The 17,390-nt window shown below is 65.2% G+C and carries 17 protein-coding genes and 1 pseudogene; 9 read left to right on the forward strand and 9 right to left on the reverse strand.

Going from position 1 to position 17,390, the window contains the following annotated elements:
• The 7 genes and pseudogenes from AB7F41_RS12700 to AB7F41_RS12730 all read right to left on the reverse strand — a co-directional run.
• Positions 1-228 (reverse strand): annotated as a pseudogene (locus tag AB7F41_RS12700) (ribonuclease HII); the annotation flags it as partial.
• A gap of 185 nt (positions 229-413) precedes the next feature.
• Positions 414-1,541: a PA0069 family radical SAM protein gene (locus AB7F41_RS12705; RefSeq protein ID WP_428385840.1), complete on the reverse strand. Its 1,128-nt coding sequence runs from the start codon at positions 1,539-1,541 to the stop codon at positions 414-416.
• Positions 1,542-1,697: 156 nt separating this feature from the next.
• Complete coding sequence (locus tag AB7F41_RS12710; RefSeq protein WP_428385842.1) at positions 1,698-3,134, reverse strand: homospermidine synthase; 1,437 nt, start codon at positions 3,132-3,134, stop codon at positions 1,698-1,700.
• Between the two features lie 305 nt (positions 3,135-3,439).
• Positions 3,440-3,760, reverse strand: coding sequence for a cell division topological specificity factor MinE (gene minE / locus AB7F41_RS12715; protein WP_428385844.1), 321 nt, complete (start codon positions 3,758-3,760; stop codon positions 3,440-3,442).
• Complete coding sequence (gene minD, locus AB7F41_RS12720; protein ID WP_428385846.1) at positions 3,757-4,572, reverse strand: septum site-determining protein MinD; 816 nt, start codon at positions 4,570-4,572, stop codon at positions 3,757-3,759. The genes minE and minD overlap by 4 nt, the downstream gene beginning before the upstream one ends.
• 13 nt (positions 4,573-4,585) lie before the next feature.
• Positions 4,586-5,389, reverse strand: a complete 804-nt coding sequence (minC, locus tag AB7F41_RS12725; RefSeq protein ID WP_428385848.1) for a septum site-determining protein MinC — start codon at positions 5,387-5,389, stop codon at positions 4,586-4,588.
• A 256-nt stretch (positions 5,390-5,645) separates the two neighbouring features.
• Complete coding sequence (locus AB7F41_RS12730) at positions 5,646-6,392, reverse strand: YebC/PmpR family DNA-binding transcriptional regulator (RefSeq protein ID WP_428382067.1); 747 nt, start codon at positions 6,390-6,392, stop codon at positions 5,646-5,648.
• Between the two features lie 153 nt (positions 6,393-6,545).
• On the opposite strand from AB7F41_RS12730, the gene AB7F41_RS12735 reads away from it, so the two are divergent.
• From AB7F41_RS12735 to AB7F41_RS12770, 8 genes are all read left to right on the forward strand, one after another.
• Entirely contained in the window at positions 6,546-7,481 is a 936-nt protein-coding gene (locus tag AB7F41_RS12735) for a TIGR00730 family Rossman fold protein (RefSeq protein WP_428382069.1), read from the forward strand.
• Positions 7,482-7,588: 107 nt separating this feature from the next.
• Positions 7,589-7,933, forward strand: a complete 345-nt coding sequence (locus AB7F41_RS12740) for a YidB family protein (protein WP_428382070.1) — start codon at positions 7,589-7,591, stop codon at positions 7,931-7,933.
• A gap of 214 nt (positions 7,934-8,147) precedes the next feature.
• Complete coding sequence (gmd, locus tag AB7F41_RS12745; RefSeq protein WP_428382072.1) at positions 8,148-9,131, forward strand: GDP-mannose 4,6-dehydratase; 984 nt, start codon at positions 8,148-8,150, stop codon at positions 9,129-9,131.
• A 20-nt stretch (positions 9,132-9,151) separates the two neighbouring features.
• Positions 9,152-10,138 carry an NAD-dependent epimerase/dehydratase family protein gene (locus tag AB7F41_RS12750; protein WP_428382074.1) on the forward strand — a complete coding sequence of 329 codons (987 nt, stop codon included), beginning with the start codon at positions 9,152-9,154 and terminating at the stop codon, positions 10,136-10,138.
• On the forward strand, positions 10,135-11,562 hold the full coding sequence (locus AB7F41_RS12755; RefSeq protein WP_428382076.1) for a glycosyltransferase family 4 protein: 1,428 nt from the start codon (positions 10,135-10,137) through the stop codon (positions 11,560-11,562). Before AB7F41_RS12750 ends, AB7F41_RS12755 begins: the two co-directional genes overlap by 4 nt.
• Positions 11,563-11,745: 183 nt before the next feature.
• A complete protein-coding gene (locus tag AB7F41_RS12760; RefSeq protein ID WP_428382078.1) occupies positions 11,746-12,276 on the forward strand; it encodes a hypothetical protein in 531 nt (176 codons plus the stop codon).
• A gap of 111 nt (positions 12,277-12,387) precedes the next feature.
• Positions 12,388-13,389, forward strand: coding sequence for an adenosine kinase (locus AB7F41_RS12765; protein ID WP_428382079.1), 1,002 nt, complete (start codon positions 12,388-12,390; stop codon positions 13,387-13,389).
• A 63-nt stretch (positions 13,390-13,452) separates the two neighbouring features.
• Positions 13,453-13,890: an FKBP-type peptidyl-prolyl cis-trans isomerase gene (locus AB7F41_RS12770; RefSeq protein WP_428382081.1), complete on the forward strand. Its 438-nt coding sequence runs from the start codon at positions 13,453-13,455 to the stop codon at positions 13,888-13,890.
• 84 nt (positions 13,891-13,974) lie between these two features.
• Here the strand turns inward: AB7F41_RS12770 and ubiB are convergent, their stop codons facing one another.
• Positions 13,975-15,534, reverse strand: a complete 1,560-nt coding sequence (gene ubiB, locus AB7F41_RS12775; RefSeq protein WP_428382083.1) for a 2-polyprenylphenol 6-hydroxylase — start codon at positions 15,532-15,534, stop codon at positions 13,975-13,977.
• An 84-nt stretch (positions 15,535-15,618) separates the two neighbouring features.
• Positions 15,619-16,389: a bifunctional demethylmenaquinone methyltransferase/2-methoxy-6-polyprenyl-1,4-benzoquinol methylase UbiE gene (gene ubiE / locus AB7F41_RS12780; protein ID WP_428382210.1), complete on the reverse strand. Its 771-nt coding sequence runs from the start codon at positions 16,387-16,389 to the stop codon at positions 15,619-15,621.
• Positions 16,390-16,497: 108 nt separating this feature from the next.
• Here ubiE and mutM point away from each other — a divergent pair, with 108 nt between their 5' ends.
• Positions 16,498-17,367, forward strand: coding sequence for a bifunctional DNA-formamidopyrimidine glycosylase/DNA-(apurinic or apyrimidinic site) lyase (gene mutM / locus AB7F41_RS12785; RefSeq protein WP_428382085.1), 870 nt, complete (start codon positions 16,498-16,500; stop codon positions 17,365-17,367).
• Positions 17,368-17,390 lie beyond the last annotated feature (23 nt).

A 17,390-nucleotide genomic window follows, 5' to 3' on the forward strand; every position in this document is an offset into this window, starting at 1 on the left:
GAGCGCGCTGGCCATGATCCGCTCGAAGGCTTCTTCGCGCTGCGCCTGGTTCAGCGCCTTCGAATCATCGAGGCAGCGCGGCCGGCGTTCGGGATCGAGAATCACCGCCGCGGCGGCGACCGGCCCGGCGAGCGGCCCGCGACCGACTTCGTCGACGCCGGCGATCGGCCAAACGCCCTTTCGGCGCAGCTGCGCCTCCAGCCGAAAACTAGGCCCCTTTGCCGCCACGATCGCTCCCCTCGGCGATCGCGCGCGGTCCCGCGCTGCCGCATTCGTCGAGGCGGCGATCGCGCAGCGAATTAAGCGCGGCCTGGGGGCCGCCGCAACTCGGAACAACCCCCGCTCGCGCCGTCGTCCAGAGAATTCTCGGACGGCCGCGCCGAAGAGCCGAAGATGCGCCCGAAAAAATCGGCCTAAAACAGGCTCAGCTGCTGCGGCGCGCGGCGCGGCGGCTCGAACAGATCCGTCCGCAGCCTCGCCTTTTGCGCGAAGCCGAGGCGCGCGGCGGCGACTTCGAAACGCCGGCCGATCATCCACGCGTAAGGCCCCTCGCCCTTCATGCGGGTTCCGAAGGCGGACTCGTTGAGCTTGCCGTCGCGAGTCGAGCGGATGAGCGCCAGCGCCCGGCGCGCCCTGTCGGGAAAATGCGCGACGAGCCATTCGGCGAAGAGATCGCGCAATTCGAGCGGCAGGCGCAGCATCACATAGCCCGCCTCCTTCGCGCCGGCGGCGTGCGCCCGCGTCAAAATCCGCTCGATCTCGTCGTCATTGATGGCGGGAATGATCGGCGCCGTCATCACCGCCGTCGGCACGCCGGCGGCGCTGAGCGCTTCGATCGTCTCGAGCCGCAGTTCGGGCGTGGCGGCGCGCGGCTCCATGAGGCGCGCGAGCTTGCGATCGAGCGTCGTCATCGAGATCGCGACCTTCGCCAGGCCTTTTGCCGCCATTGGCGCGAGGAGATCGAGGTCGCGCAGCACCAGCGCCGACTTCGTGACGACGCCCACCGGATGATTGGCGCGCGCCAGCACTTCGAGGATCGAGCGCATCACGCGATGGCTTTTCTCGGCGGGCTGATAGGGATCGGTGTTGGCGCCGATGGCGATGGCCTTCGGGACGTAGCCCGGCGCCGACAATTCGCGTTCGAGAAGCTGCGCCGCGCCATCCTTGACGAAAATCTCGGTCTCGAAATCGAGGCCGGGCGAAAAACCCATATAGGCGTGCGTCGGCCGCGCGAAACAATAGACGCAGCCATGTTCGCAGCCGCGATAGGGATTGATCGAGCGATCGAAGGAAATGTCCGGCGAATCGTTTCTGGTGATGATCGTGCGCGGCTTCTCGACATGGATATGGGTCTTGAGCGCCGCGAGGCCCTCGAGCGACCCCCAGCCGTCGTCCGTCTCTTCGCGCGTCTCCTTTTCGAAGCGTCCGCTGCGTTTCGACAGCGCCCCGCGCCCGCGCCGGCGTTCAGCCTCGACGATCGCCGCGGGGTCGATCCGCGGCGCATTTCTCGTATCCACTATGGTGTGGGCCGCGCGCCCCATGTCTGCAACCTCTGTCGCCCGCCGCCAGCGTCGCTCGCGGTCTGGACCACAGATCCGAACATATAGAGAACAAACGAGCGCGACAAGGGGCGCCGAAAATGAAAAACGCGCCGATTCCGTTCGGCGCGTTTCCGATATCCTGGGGCTGATGCGCGCTCAGCGCACAAGAATATTCTTGAACTGCCAGGGGTCGCTCTCGTCGATGTCTTCCGGGAACAGTCCCGGACGTCCGTCGAGCGGCGTCCAATCCGTGTAATAGCCCTTCACCGGGCCGAGATACGGCAGCTGCACCTCGAGGCAGCGCTTGTAGTCGACCTCGTCCGCCTCGACGATTCCGGCCTCTGGATTTTCCAGCGCCCAGACCATGCCGGCGAGCGCGGCGGAGGAGACCTGAAGCCCGGTGGCGTTCTGATAGGGCGCGAGATCGCGCGTCTCTTCGATCGAAAGCTGCGAGCCGTACCAATAGGCGTTTTTCGCATGCCCATAGAGCAGCACGCCGAGCTCGTCGATACCGTCGACGATCTCGTGCTCGTCGAGAATCTTCCAGCTCTCCTGCATCTTGCCGGCGGCGCCGAACATCTCATGCAGCGAGAGCACGGCGTCGTCGGCGGGATGATAGGCGTAATGGCAGGTCGGACGATAGATCGCCGCGCCTGAATTGTCGCGCAGCGTCAGATAATCGGCGATCGAAATCGACTCATTATGCGTGACGAGAAAGCCATATTGCGCGCCGGGCGTCGGGCACCATGAGCGCACGCGCGTGTTGGCCCCCGGCGACAGCAGATAGATCGCCGCGCCGCAGCCGCCGGCCGGATGCGTGCGGCCGATGTCGGGCAACGCCTTCTCATGCGTGCCCCAGCCGAGTTCGGCGGGTTGCATCCCCTCGGACACGAAGCCCTCGACCGACCAGGTGTTGACGAAGACGTCGCGCGGTTTCGGATCGCGCGCGCGCTGCGTGTCGCGTTCAGCGATATGGATGCCCTTGACGCCGAGCTTCTGCGCGAGCGCGCCCCATTCGGCGCGCGTTTCCGGCTCCTTCTGCAGCGCGCCCGTATCGCGCGCGATATTCACCAGCGCCTGCTTGACGAACCAGGACACCATGCCCGGATTGGCGCCGACGCAGGACACGGCCGTCGATCCGCCGGGAGTCTTGCGACGCTCTTCGAGCACCGTCTCGCGCAGGGCGTAATTGGTGCGCGCCTCATTGCCCATGTTCTTATCGAAATAGAAGCCCGGCCAGGGCTCCACGACCGTGTCGACGTAAAGCGCCTTCAGCTCGCGCGCGAGTTTCATGATCGCAAGCGACGACACATCGACCGAGAGATTGACGACAAACGCCTGGCCCTCGCCCTTCGTCAGCAGCGGCGTCAAGATCTCGCGGTAATTCTCCGGCGTGAGGCGCGCTTTCACAAAGGCGATGCCGCGCTCATCGAGCAGCCGGCGATGCGTGTCGACGGGGTCGACGACGGTGAAGCGCGACTTGTCGAAGTCGAAATGGCGTTCGATCAGCGGCAAAATGCCTCGGCCGATGGAGCCGAAGCCGATCAGCACGATTGGACCGGTGATTTTGCCGTAATGAGGCCAGGTCGACATGAGGCGCAGCTCCCGTGAACGATATTGCGCCGCGATAAAGCAAGCGCCGATGTATTAATCAAGAGCTTGTGCGCGATCCGAGAGTCGCATCGGGCGGCGCCGGACGCATCGACGATCGGCTTATCGGAAGGAAATCCGCCGTCGCGCGTGCGGACAGCGGGTGCGACGGCGCTGGCACATCATGCGCGCGCGACGACGCGCGCTGCGCGTCGAACGCGCCGCCGGGGCCGCGAGGCTCCGACGGCGGAGATAGAGTGAGTTGAGGTCCGCTTCCGCGTTCGCGCCGCAAGAACGGCGCGCGATCCTCAGGCCGCCTTGCCGCTCAGATCTTCGTCAAGCGCGTCGTCGTCCGCGAACGCCGCATCATCCTCGAGCGTCGTGTCAGACTCGATTTCGATGTCGATTTCGAGCAGCGACATGTCCTCTTTGCGATGCATCTTCACCGCCACCTTGTCGGGATCGACGGCGATGTGCTTGGAAATCGCGGCGAGGACTTCCTTGTGCAAGACGGCGATCAGATTGGAATCGCGCGACGACTTGCGTTCATGTGCGAGAAGAATCTGCAGGCGCTCCCGCGCAACCGGCGCGGTGGCGCCGCGGCGCCCGAACAAACCGAATATATTCATGCCGCCCTCCGACCAAAGAGCCGAACGAGAAGTCCTCTCTTGTCCGTAGGAATGTTGACCGGCAGCTTCTCGCCGCACAGCCGTTTCGCCGCTTCCGAATAGGCCCGCGCCGCCGCGCTCATCGCGTTGTGAAGAATGATCGGCGCGCCGACGTTCGAGGCGCGCAGAACTTCTTCGCTCTCCGGCACGATTCCCAGAAGCGGTATCGAGAGAATTTCAAGCACGTCGTCGACGCCGAGCATCTCGCCGCGGCTGGCGCGCTGCGCGTCGTAGCGTGTCAGCAGCAGATGCTTTTCGACGCGGTCGCCTTTTTCGGCCCGCTCGGTCTTGGCGTCGAGCAGGCCGATGATGCGGTCCGAATCGCGCACCGAGGAGACTTCCGGATTGGCGACGACCACCGCCACATCGGCGAAGCGCATCGCGAGCGTCGCGCCGCGTTCGATGCCGGCCGGACTGTCGCAGACGATCCAGTCGAACTTCTCGCGCAACTCGCCGATGACGCGCTGCACGCCTTCTTCGGTCAGGGCGTCCTTGTCGCGCGTCTGCGAGGCGGGAAGCAGATAGAGATTGCTCAAGCGCTTGTCGCGAATGAGCGCCTGATGCAACTTGGCGTCGCCCTGGGCGACGTTGATGAGATCGAAAACCACGCGTCGCTCGGCGCCCATGACGAGATCGAGGTTGCGCAGGCCGACGTCAAAGTCGACGACCGCGACCTTATGACCCTGCTGCGCCAGCGCGGCGCCGAGAGCCGCGGTCGACGTTGTCTTTCCGACACCCCCTTTGCCGGAGGTCACCACCAAAGTCTTGGCCATTGTTCGTCCTCTCTTAATCGAGCCGCGCGATCTTGACCGTCTCGTTTTCGAGCCAGGCCTGAACGGCCTGGCTTTGCACATTCGCTGAGATCTCGTCGGCTGTGAGATATACGCCGCACACCGAGAGCAGTTCGGCCTCGAGTTTGCGACAGAAAATTCGAGCGCGTTTTTCGCCATAGGCGCCGGCCATCGCGCGGCCGCGCAGCGTTCCGTAGATATGGACGGAGCCGCCTGCCATGATTTCCGCGCCCGACGCGACCGAACCGACGACGGTCACGTCGCCGTCGGGGTAATAAATCGACTGGCCGGAGCGCACCGGCTCCAGCAGGATCAGCGGCGCGGTCGGAGGGGCTGGCGACGCGGCCGCCGACTTGCCGTCGGCGGCCTGCGCCCCGTCAGCGCCAAGCGCGGTCGCAATGCCCTCGAACGCCGCTTCTTCGCTTGGGGACAGCGTTCCAGGATTTGCGTCTTTGTCGCGCGTTGCGCCGGCGTCGGTCGGCGGTTGCGGGGTGGCGCGGCCGCCAACCAGAATCGGCGGCAAATCGTCGGCCGCCCATGACGGATCGGCGCCCGACAGTCCCATGACGCGGATGCCGCGCCCGGTGAGTTTTTCCAGAAGCTCGATCAGCTGCGGACGCTCGACCGTCAGTTTGGCGAGTTCGATGACGATCGACTTCCGGGCGAAAAACGCAGGCGACTGTTCGAGCAGGCCATCGAGCTGCGCGAACCAGTCTTCGAGCGGCTGCTCGGGTTCGAGGGTCAGAACGGGAAAGGACCGACCCTTGAAGCGGATGTGTCGGGAAGACGCCTGCGGCACGAGAGCCCTCTCGCAATTAAGATTTGCTTTATTTGAGGGCGTTAACGTTAATGAAGGATTAAAGCGCGCGCGTAATTTGGCGCCGGATGACGTTTTGCTAACGATTAAGTCTTGGTCGCTTTGACGCGCCGCCGCGACGCGACTTTCTCCACGGCGCCTTGCGCCTGTCGAACGACTTGCGCGAAACGTCTCCCGGCCGCGCGCGCGTTCAGGCCCGGCGGCGCGGCGCGGCCGGCGTCAGCGCCCGCTGCGGGAGTCAGCCCGTGAGCTTGGCGACGAGCGCGTCGGAGACCTCGAAATTGGCGTAGACGTTCTGGACGTCGTCATTATCCTCGAGCGTGCCGACGAGCTTGAGGATCTTTTCGCCCGAATCGTCATCGACCTTGATCGTGTTCTGCGGACGCCAGACAAGCGCCGCCTTGCGCGGTTCGCCGAATTTCTCTTCGAGCGCCTTGGCGACGTCGCGCAACGATTCGACGGAGGTGATCACCTCGTGAGTCTCCTCGGTCGAGGAGACGTCGTCGGCGCCGGCGTCGATCGCCGCCTCCATCATCGCGTCTTCCGTGGCGGCCTTCTTATCGAATTCGACGAGGCCGACCCGGTCGAACATGAAGGAGACGGCGCCGGTCTCGGCGAGCGAACCGCCCGCCTTGGTGAAATAGGAGCGCACTTCGCCGGCCGTGCGGTTGCGATTGTCGGTCAGAGCCTCGACGATGACCGCGACGCCGCCGGGTGCATAGCCCTCGTAGCGCACTTCGTCATAGTTCTCCGCATCGGCCCCCGAGGCCTTCTTGATCGCGCGCTCGATATTGTCCTTGGGCATGTTCTCCGCCCTGGCGGCGAGAACGGCCGCGCGCAGACGCGCGTTCATATTCGGGTCAGGCAGGCCCATCTTGGCGGCCACCGTAATTTCGCGGGCAAGTTTCGAAAACAGCTTGGAGCGGATCGCGTCCTGCTTGCCCTTCTTGTGCATGATATTCTTGAATTGACTATGCCCGGCCATGCGTTCTCGTCTGCTCCTGGGTCAACCTTCGCCTTACAGCGTCCGGCGGCTGATATACGCCAGACGCATACGGAAATAAAGAAAAGGGCCAAGGAACAGGGGAAGGAACGGGGGTGAGGAACGGGGCGAGACGCGGATGCGAGGAGCGGACGATTGAGCGCAGGCGACGACGAGCGGAATTCCCGACTTGAGACCGAGGATCGGGCGCCGCCCGAACCACCCGCTCCCCATATCCCCGACCTTGCCGCGGCGAAGCGGCTGCAGGCGATCCTTGCCAGCCCCTCCTATCGCAAGGCCGACGAGGACATGGACTTCCTCGCCTCCGCCGAAGCGCGGGGGCCGCGCCTCGAACTCGAATATTTCAAGGCCGAACTGCTGCTGCGACGCCATGGGATCGCCAACACGATCGTGGTTTTCGGCTCGACCCGCATCGTTGAACCGGCGCTCGCGGAACGGCGGCGCGCCGACGCGCAGTCGCGCGCCAGCGCCAGCCCCGGCGACGCGACGCTCGCCAAACGGCTCGCGATCGCCAAACGCATCTGCGAAAATTCCCGCTACTACGAGATTGCGCGCGAATTCGGCGCGCTCGTCGGCGCGGCCTGCCGGAGCGACGCGACGCGACTCGCCATCGTCACCGGCGGCGGGCCGGGCGTCATGGAGGCGGCCAACCGCGGCGCCTTCGAAGTCGGCGCGGAAACCGTGGGGCTCAACATCACGCTGCCGCACGAGCAGTTGCCCAACACTTACGTCACGCCGTCGCTTTGCTTGCGCTTCCGATATTTCGCGCTTCGCAAGATGCATTTCATGCTGCGCGCGCGGGCGCTGGTCGCTTTTCCGGGAGGGTTCGGCACCTTCGACGAATTGTTCGAGACGCTCACGCTGGTGCAGACCGGCAAGGTCAAGCCGATCCCGATCATCCTCGTTGGCGAAGATTATTGGCGGCGCGCCTTCGACGTCGATTTCCTTGTCGACGAGGGGGTCATCGACCCCGAAGACCGCCGCCTCTTCCGCTATGCGGAAACCGCGCCGGACATATGGGAAGAAATTCTCCGCTGGGGCGACCGGAAGGAGGATCTGCTCTTTGAATGAAGAGCTTAAGCCGACCCTGCGGGGGCCGCCATTGTAAAGCCCATGCCCCGCCTCTATCTGACCTAACGCGGCGCAAGGCGCACGCTTTTTTGAAAGGGAGAATGACCATGAGTTGGCTCAAAGCGATCGCTGGCGGCGTGATCGGCGCTGAAGCCTTGACCCTCGTTAAAGATTATGTGGAGAAACAGGGCGGCCTCGACGGCGTCGTTAAGAATTTCGAGAATTCCGGACTGGGCAAGCAGATCCACTCCTGGATCGGCCTCGGCCCCAATGAAAAGATCAGCGAGATCGACATCGGCAAGGTGATCAACGCCGATAAGCTGAAGGAAATCGCCAAGGACGCGGGCGTCGACCTCGAAAAGGCGAAGTCGATTCTGGCCCAGTATCTGCCCGAGGCGATCGACAAGGCGACGCCGGAAGGCAAGCTGCCGCCGCCCGACAAAGAGGGGTGAACCCGAAGGCCGCTTCCTGAATCTGCCGGCGGCGCCTCGTCGCCGGCGTCTTCGTCTCGTCACGCTCTTGCTTCAGGCGCCTTGATTCTGTAATTCCCTCGCGCGCGCCCTTTTGCAGCCGCCCGCAGCTTGGGCGATCGCCGCCCTAAGGCCGCGTCGCCGCGGAGGCCTCGCCCTCGCCACAGGCCGCCGGCCATTTCGAATAGGACGATTGATGACCAAGCGCGCGCTGGTGACCGGCGTTACAGGACAGGACGGCGCCTACCTCTCACAATTCCTGCTCGACAAGGGCTATGAAGTGCATGGCGTGGTGCGGCGCTCGTCGCACCGGGGCGTCGAGGACCATCGCCTGCGCTGGCTCGGCATCAGCGGCAAGCTGACCCTGCACGACGCCGATCTCGCCGATCTCTCGAGCCTGCTGCGCACGGTGCAGGACATCCAGCCCGACGAGATCTACAATCTCGCGGCGCAGTCCTATGTCGCCTCCTCATGGCGCCAGCCGGTCCTCACGGCGAACGTCACCGGCGTCGGCGTGACCAACATGCTTGAGGCGATGCGGCTCGGCGCGCCGAAGGCCCGCTTCTATCAGGCGTCGTCCTCCGAAATGTACGGCCTCATCCAGGAGCCGATGCAGAGCGAGAAGACGCCCTTCTATCCGCGCAGCCCCTATGCGGTGGCCAAGCTCTACGGCCACTGGATCACGGTGAATTATCGGGAGAGCTTCGGCCTGCACGCCTCTTCAGGCATTCTCTTCAATCATGAAAGCCCGCTGCGCGGCGTCGAATTCGTCACCCGCAAGGTGACGAGCGGCGTCGCCGCGATCAAGCTCGGCCTCGCCAAGGAATTGCGGCTCGGCAACATCGACGCGAAGCGCGACTGGGGCCACGCCAAGGATTATGTGCGCGCCATGTGGCTGATGCTCCAGCAGGAGACGCCCGACGACTATGTCGTCGCGACCGGCGTCACCACAACGGTGCGCGACATGTGCCGCATCGCGTTCCAGCACGCCGGCCTCGACATGGAAAAATTTGTCGTCATCGACCCGGCGTTCTATCGTCCGGCCGAAGTGGACGTGCTGCTGGGCGATTCCAGCAAGGCGCGGCGGGTTCTCGGCTGGAAGCCGGAGATCGATCTCCGCCAGATGATTTGCGAGATGGTCGACGCCGATCTCGAGCGGCTGCGGCGCGAGTCGGCCTAACCTGAAAAAGGGCGCGCGCGATGGCCGCCTTCGAGCGCATCTTGGTGACGGGCGGCGCCGGATTTGTCGGCGGCCACCTCTGCCGCGCGCTGGCCAAGGCCTATCCGCAGGCGACGCGCGCGCTGCTGCTGCGTCCCGGCGAGCGCGGCGGCGACGCGACATTCGCGGCGACAGTCGCCGACCTTGTCGACGAGGCCGCGATCGACGCGCTGATTGCGCGGCTGCGTCCGGACCTCATCATTCATCTCGCCGGTCAATCCTCGATCGGCCAGGCGCTGCACGCCGCCGAAATGACCTGGCGGGTCAATTTCCATGGCTCCTTCGCGCTCGGAGCGGCGGTCGCGCGTCACTGCCCCACGGCGGTCTTCCTCTTCGCCTCGACGGCGGCCGCCTATGGCGCGAGCTTTCGCGAGGGCGTTTTGACCGAAGACGCGCTGTTGCGGCCGGTCGACGTCTACAGCCGCACGAAGCTCGCCGCCGAGAGCGCGCTCGCCGATCTGCTTGCGCCCAAAGGGCGACTCATCGTCGTGCGCCCGGTCAATCACTCCGGCCCCGGCCAGCGCAACCGCAATTTCGCCCTCGCTTCCTTCGCCGCGCAGATCGCCGCGATTGAGGCCGGGCGCGCCGAGCCCCGCCTCAAGGTCGGCGATCTCTCCAAGGCGCGCGATTTCCTCGACGTGCGCGACGTGATCGACGCCTATATGCGGCTGATCGAAAAGGCGGGGGATCTGCCCCGGCCGGTTTCGACGTTCAACGTCGCTTCCGGCGCCGCGCATCGCATGGAAGCGCTGCTCGAGCGTCTGCGCGGAAAGGCCAAAGCCCAATTCGCGATCGAGATCGATCCGTCGCTGCTGCGTCCCGAGAGCGATATCGCCAGCGTCGCCTGCGACGCGACCCGGCTGACCGACGCGACGGGCTGGCGTCCGCGCCACGACATCGACGACATGCTGCAGGCCCTGCTTGACGACGCCCGCGCGGCCGAAGCGCAGACCGCAAAGACGCCATGAGCGAGCGGCAGGATCGCGAGCGGGAGCAGGATCGTGAACGCATGCGCCTGCTCGAATTCCAGCTCGATCATCTGCGCGCCGAACTCCTGCGCCTGACGCATGAGCGCTATCGGCTGGTCTATTCGGTTTCCGGCCACATCTACCGCTTCCTTCGGCCGATCGAAGCCTTCCTCGCCGACCGCGCCAACGCCGTCGCCACAATTTTTCGACCGCCGCCGCCCCGCGAGACGGCGCCGACGGCCGGCGATGAAATGGTCCTTCCGGTTCGGGGCGCGACCCTGCCGGCGCGGCGTCTGCTGGTCGATGTGACGGGAACCATCAAGCGGGACGCCGGCACCGGCATTCAGCGCGTCGTCAAGGAAGTGACGCGCGGCCTCTATTGCGGCGAGAGCTTCGACATCCCCGCCGTGGCGGCGCGCTGCGAGAACGGTCGGCTTCTGACCGCCAACGGATTTGTCGCCGAACTTGTCGGCGGAGAGGCGGCGCCCGATTCAGAGATCGCGATCGCCGGCGGCGACCGCTTTCTGATGCTCTCCGACAGCTGGAACGCCTTCGAGGAGCTGGCGCCGGTTTTCGCGAAGATTCGCGACGCCGGCGGCGAAGTCGTCACCTGCATCTTCGATCTCATTCCGGAGCTTTATCCGCACGCCTGCCACGAAGTGACCGTGCCGCGCTATCGCGCCTGGCTGCGCAAGGCGCTCCTCGAGAGCGACAGTTTCCTGGCGATTTCGCGAACCGTCGCCGACGAACTCGCCGACTATGTGGCCGCCAACCGCCTCGCCCACCGTCCCGGCCTGAAGATCGGCTGGTTTCATTGCGGCTCCGATCTGCCGTTGCGCGCCGAAGCCGCGTCGCGCGAGAAGATCCGAACGGCGGTCGAGGTCGACGCGCCGGTCTTTCTTGCCGTCGGCACGATCGAGCCGCGTAAGGGGCAGCGCGTCGCCCTGCGCGCATTCGAAGACCTCTGGGCGAAGGGACGCGACGTTCGGCTCATCGTCGTGGGCCGGCGCGGCTGGTTTGAAGAAGCGGTCGTCGGCGAGATCGTGGAACATAAAGAATTCGGCCGGCGGCTCTTCTGGTTCGACGACGTGGACGATGACGAGCTGTCCTTTCTCTACGACCACGCGGGGGCGCTGATCTTCCCGTCCTACGCCGAGGGCTTCGGCCTGCCGATCGTCGAGGCGGCCCGGCGCGGCCGTCCAGTGATCTGCAGCGACATTCCGGTCTTCCGCGAGGTGGGGCGGGATGGCGCGCTCTATTTTCGCGTCAACGACGCAAATGCGCTGGCCGAGACGATCGGCGATTTTCTCGATGGCCGCCGCGTCGCCGACCCGGGCCAGATCTTGCGCGTCGCCTGGCGCGACGCAGCGCGCCGGATCGTCGAGGCGGTCGCGCGCGAGGACTGGAGCCGACGTCTGTCGTAACGCGCGTTGCGGCGCAGCATGACAATCGCCGCATTTCCGCGCTCCGCCAAAGCGTGGTAGAGAGGCGCCAATTGGTCGTGCGGCCCGGCCAGCGCCTTTGCGGCGCGCTGGGCCGCACGGCTTTTCGCTTCTAATTCGGGCAGGGCGTTCGGCTCCTGCCGCGCCACCACGGAAAGGCTCGCGATGCCGATCAATATCCCGTTTATCAACGAGCAGACGCCACAGACCGTCTTCAAGATGATCAATCTCGAAGCGTCACAGCTCTCGCTACCGGATTCGCGCGAATTGATGTGGGCCGCCTTCGGCGCCTATGGCGTGCTGCAGACGATCGCGCAGGCGTTCAATCACTCGCTGCTCGGCAGCCTGATCTACGGCGTGCTGAGCGCCGGCTTTCTCTATGGCGCGACTCTCGGCGTGCTGCGCCTGATGAAAGAGGACGCGAAGTTTCAGCGCACCGCGACGGCGCTCGCCATCATGGGCGGATTTGCGGCGCTCGCCTACATCATCCTGCATCTGGTCTTCAGCATTGCGCTGCCGCCGCCGCTGCCGACCGAGAAGCTGCTGCGCTTCCTGCTGTTTCCGATCCTGATCTGGATGGTGTTCATGTACGCCTTCCTGTTCCGGCACGTATCGATGCGTCCGGTGCCCGCCTTCGTGACGTCGTCGCTGTTCGTCCTCGTGATCGAGGTTTTTCTGTCGCCGATTTGCAGATAGCCGCCGATCCGAAACGGCGGTCGCGGGCTTTGCTCGGGTTTTTCGTGCTAAACAGCGCGCCTGCGCGGCGCAGGCGCGCGATTGCTCTCCCTAAATGGATTGACGCTCCTCATGACCTCATCATTTGACGTGCTGGGCATCGGCAACGCGATCGTCGACACGATCGCGCGCGCCGAGGACGACGATTTGCTGCAGGCCGGACTGCACAAGGGCTCGATGACGCTCGTCGACGAATCGCGCGCGAGCGAGCTTTATGCGGCGATGGGCCCGACGACGGTCATCTCCGGCGGCTCGGCCGCCAACACCATGGCGGGTCTGGCGAGCCTTGGACGCGCCGCCGGATTCGTCGGCAAGGTGAAAGAGGACGACGCCGGGCGCGAATTCGCGCATGACATCCGCAAGGCCGGCGTCGCCTTCGACACGCCCGCCGCGGCCGACGGCGCCGCGACGGCGCGCTGCCTGATTTTCGTGACGCCGGACGGCCAGCGCACGATGAACACCTATCTCGGCGCCTGTCAGGCGCTGGCGCCCGCCGACATCAACGAAGAAGCCGTGGCGCGCGCGAAAGTCCTCTATATGGAGGGCTATCTTTGGGACCCGCCGCGCGCCAAGGAAGCCTTTCTCAAGGCGGCGAAAATCTCGCGCGCCAACGGGCGCAAAGTGGCGCTCACGCTTTCGGACAGTTTCTGCGTCGATCGCTATCGCGGCGAATTTCTCGCCCTCATCCGCGATCGGGTGGTCGACATCGTTTTCGCCAATGAAAGCGAATTGCACGCGCTTTATGAGACGGGCGATTTCGCCACGGCGCTCGACGCGCTGCGCGCCGAAGACGGACTTCTCGGCGTCGTCACGCGGTCCGAAAAAGGCTGCGTCGTCGCCAATGGCGCGAGCGCCGTCGCCGCGCCGGCCTTCCCCGTCGACGCGGTCGTCGACACGACCGGGGCCGGCGATCTTTTCGCCGCCGGCTTTCTCGCAGGCTATACGCAGGACCTGCCGCATGAGCGCAGCGCGATGCTGGGCGCGCTCGCCGCGGCCGAGATCATCTCTCATGTCGGCGCGCGCCCGCAAAAGGATTTGCTGCAGCTCGCGCGCGACAATGGCGTGCTGGGATAAGGGTTCGGGCTTCTCATTCCGAGCGGCTCGAGCGGCGATTGAACCAAGCTGGAGGAACGAAAGATGCGCCTTGTCTTCAAAACAATGCTGGCCGCCTTCGCCGCATTCGCGAGTCTCGCGCTCACGGTTGACGTCCGCGCCGAAGCGGACATGAAGAAAAGCCTCACCGGTCTCGAATATAAGGACACGAAAGTCGGAACCGGCGCGACGCCGAAGGTCGGTCAAACCGCGGTGGTGCACTACACCGGCTGGCTCTACAACAATGGCGAAAAGGGCAAGAAATTCGACTCGTCGCGGGATCGCGGCCAGCCGTTCGCCTTCCCGCTGGGGCAGGGCCAGGTCATCAAGGGCTGGGACGAAGGCGTCGAGACCATGAAGGTCGGCGGCAAGCGCACGCTGGTCATTCCGCCGGAGCTCGGCTACGGCGCGCGCGGCGCCGGCGGCGTCATTCCGCCGAACGCGTGGCTGATCTTCGACGTGGAGCTCGTCGGGGTGAAGTAGCGTTTCGCCGCAGATCGACCAATCGAAGCGCCGCCCGCCATCTTCCATGCGGGCGGCCTTTTTATTTCATAGAGATGGTCTGCGCTAAAAAATCCACACGGCCAGCAGGATCAGCGTGATCACCGCGAGCACGAACCAGCGGTCGGACCGGCGTCGCATTTCCTCAAGCGCGCCAAGCGAGCGGTCCGACAATTCGACGCCTTCGTCCGCCATCTTCGACACGCGGTGGATCGCGAGTTCCGCCTCCGCCAGAGTCCGCGGCAGATGTGTCGCCAGCTTCGCCAGCTCCGTGACGCTTCGGCTCGCATCCTCGATCTTCGCCTTGACGCCGAGATTTTCCTCGATCCATGAGCGCACCACCGGATCGCAGGTCTTCCAGATGTCGAGCTTGGGATCATAGGCGCGGGCGACGCCTTCGGCGACGACCATGGTCTTTTGCAGCAGCACCAGCTCGGTGCGGGTGCGCATGTCGAAGAGCGCCGTCACTTCGAACAGCAGGGTCAACAGCCGCGCCATCGAAATATCGGCTGCGTTGATCGTATGCATCGGTTCGCCGATCGCGCGCAGCGCCTGCGCGAACTCTTCGATGGAATGGTTCGCCGGGACATAGCCCGCTTCGAAATGCACTTCCGCCACGCGCTTATAGTCGCGAAGAATGAAGCCGTAGAGGATCTCGGCGAGGAAACGGCGCTCTTTCAGGCCCAGCCGGCCCATGATGCCGAAGTCGATGGCGACGAGGCGTCCCTTCTTGTCGACGAAGAGATTGCCCTGGTGCATGTCGGCGTGGAAAAAGCCGTCGCGCATCGCATGGCGCAGGAAGGACTGCAGCACATTGCGGCCGATCGCCTTCAGATCATAGCCTTCGGCGACGACCCGCTCGATGTCCGACAGCGGAATGCCGTCGATCCATTCGAGCGTCAGCACTTCGCGGTCGGTGCGGCTCCAATCGACCGCCGGCACGTGAATCTCCGGGTCGTTGGCGACATTGTCGGCGAATTCGGACGCTGCGGCGGCCTCGAGACGGAAGTCCGTTTCGAGCTTTACCGTGCGCGCCAGCGTGTCGACGACTTCGATCATGCGCAGCCGGCGCGCTTCGGAGGAATAGCGCTCGGCGAGCCGGGCGACCCGATACATGTCGCGCAGATCCAGCGCGAAACGGCTCTCGATCCCCGGGCGCAGCACCTTCACCGCGACCTTGCGCACGCCCTCGCGATATTGCGCATACGCGACATGCACCTGCGCGACGGACGCCGCGGCGACAGGCTCGCCGAACGACACGAAGAGCTCGTCGACGCTTCGACCGAGCGCTCGTTCGACAATGGCGACCGCCTTGTCGCGGCCGAACGGCTCCATCCGGTCCTGCAGCGCGGTGAGCGCGTCGGCGATCTCGCCGCCGACGATATCCGGACGCGTCGCGAGAAACTGTCCGAGCTTCACATAGGACGGGCCGATCTGCGCCAGCGCGCGCACGAGCGCCTTGCCCGCGCCGTCGCGCTTGCCGCCGGCGAAGAGATTGGCGAAGCGCACGAGGGGGGCCGCGCCCGGCGGCAGAAGCGCCGGATCAAGGAGCGCAAAAACGCCTTCGCGCGCCATGATGTAGCCGGCGCGCGCCAGACGATAGAAATGACCGACCCCGAGAATCACGAATGCCGCCGCTCTTTAGATCACGCTGCAATCGGGCGGCGTCGCCCGGGCGCAGTCACGCGATCGACTCCTAAAGACTAGCGATCAGCTCTTCCAGCCGGAATGGATCGCCACGACGCCCCCCGTCAGCCGCTCATAGCCGGTGCGGCGAAAGCCCGCCCTGCGGATCATGCGTTCGAATTCTTCCGCGCTTGGGAATTTGCGGATCGATTCGACGAGATAGCGGTAGGGTTCGGAATCTCCAGCGACGAATTTGCCGATCGTCGGAATGACCTTGAACGAATAGGCTTCGTAGAGCTTGTCCAATCCCGGCACGGCGACCTGCGAAAACTCGAGGCACAGGAACCGGCCGCCCGGCTTCAGCACCCGATAGGCCTCCGTCAGCGCGACATCGATGCGCGGCACGTTGCGAATGCCGAACGCGATCGTGTAGCTGTCGAAATGCGCGTCCGGAAAAGGCAGCGATTCGGCGTTCGCCTGCACGAATTCGACGCCGGAAAGCCCGCGTTCGCGCCCGCGATCGCGCCCGACCTCGAGCATGTCGCCGTTGATGTCGAGCACGACGATTTCCGCGTCATGCGCCGCGCCGGCGGCGATGCGGAAGGCGACGTCGCCGGTGCCGCCCGCGACGTCGAGATGACGGAAGCCCTTGCGCCCGCGCGCATTGACCTTGGCGGCGAACGTGTCCTTCCAAAGCCGGTGCATGCCGCCCGACATGAGGTCGTTCATGATGTCGTAGCGCCGCGCGACCTTATGGAAGACGTCGTCGACGAGGCCCTGTTTCTCATTCAAGGGAACCTCGGAATAGCCGAAATGGGTCGAGCCATCTCGCTCGGAACTTCGATCAATCATCAGGCGCTCGGGTGACGAGGAAGGAAGGGGACGGTATAGCCTGTCGCCGGGCCGGTGGCTACGCCCGCGCCGCCTTGGCGCGCCGGCCTCCGACGGGGTCAACCTGATTGCATGCCTGAGCTGCCTGAAGTCGAAACCGTGCGGCGCGGACTGGCCCCGGCGCTCGTCGGCGCGACGATCGCGCGCGTCGAACTCCGCCGTCGGGATTTGCGCTTTCCCTTTCCCGAGCGCCTCGCCGCGCGCCTTCAGGGCAGGCGCGTTCTCGACCTGCGCCGCCGCGCCAAATATCTCATCGCCGATCTCGACGACGGCCAGTCGCTGATCATGCATCTCGGCATGAGCGGCGCGTTCCGCGTCGACGACGAAACGCCCGGGGCGTTTCACCGCAAGCGCGACAAGAACGCCGCGCATGATCATGTCGTCTTCCACCTCGATCATGGTCGGCGCGTCGTCTACAACGATCCGCGCCGTTTCGGCTACATGCTGCTGATCGCCACGCAGGAGATCGACGCGGACAAGCTGTTCCGCGGCCTCGGCGTCGAGCCGCTCGGCGACGCGCTCGACGCCGCCTTCCTCGCGACGGCCTTGCGCACGCGCGCGGCGCCGATCAAGGCGCTGCTGCTCGACCAGCGTCTGATCGCCGGCCTCGGCAATATCTATGTCTGCGAGGCGCTGCACCGCGCGCGCATCTCGCCGCTACGCGCCGCGAAGTCGCTCGTTCTGGAGAACGGCCGGCCGACGGCGGCGCTGGCGCGGCTGCCGCAGGCGATCAAGGACGTGCTGGAGGAGGCGCTGAAGGCCGGCGGCTCGTCGCTGCGCGACCATCGACAGACCGACGGCTCGCTCGGCTATTTCCAGCACAGTTTCCGCGTCTACGACCGCGAGGGCGCGGCCTGCCCGACGCCGGGCTGCAAGGGAACGATCGCGCGCGTCGTCCAGTCCGGCCGCTCGACATTCCATTGTTCCGCGTGCCAGAAATAGAGAAATTTTTTTAAAAGAATGCG

This window comes from Methylocystis sp. (assembly GCF_050251305.1).
Lineage (GTDB): Bacteria > Pseudomonadota > Alphaproteobacteria > Rhizobiales > Beijerinckiaceae > Methylocystis.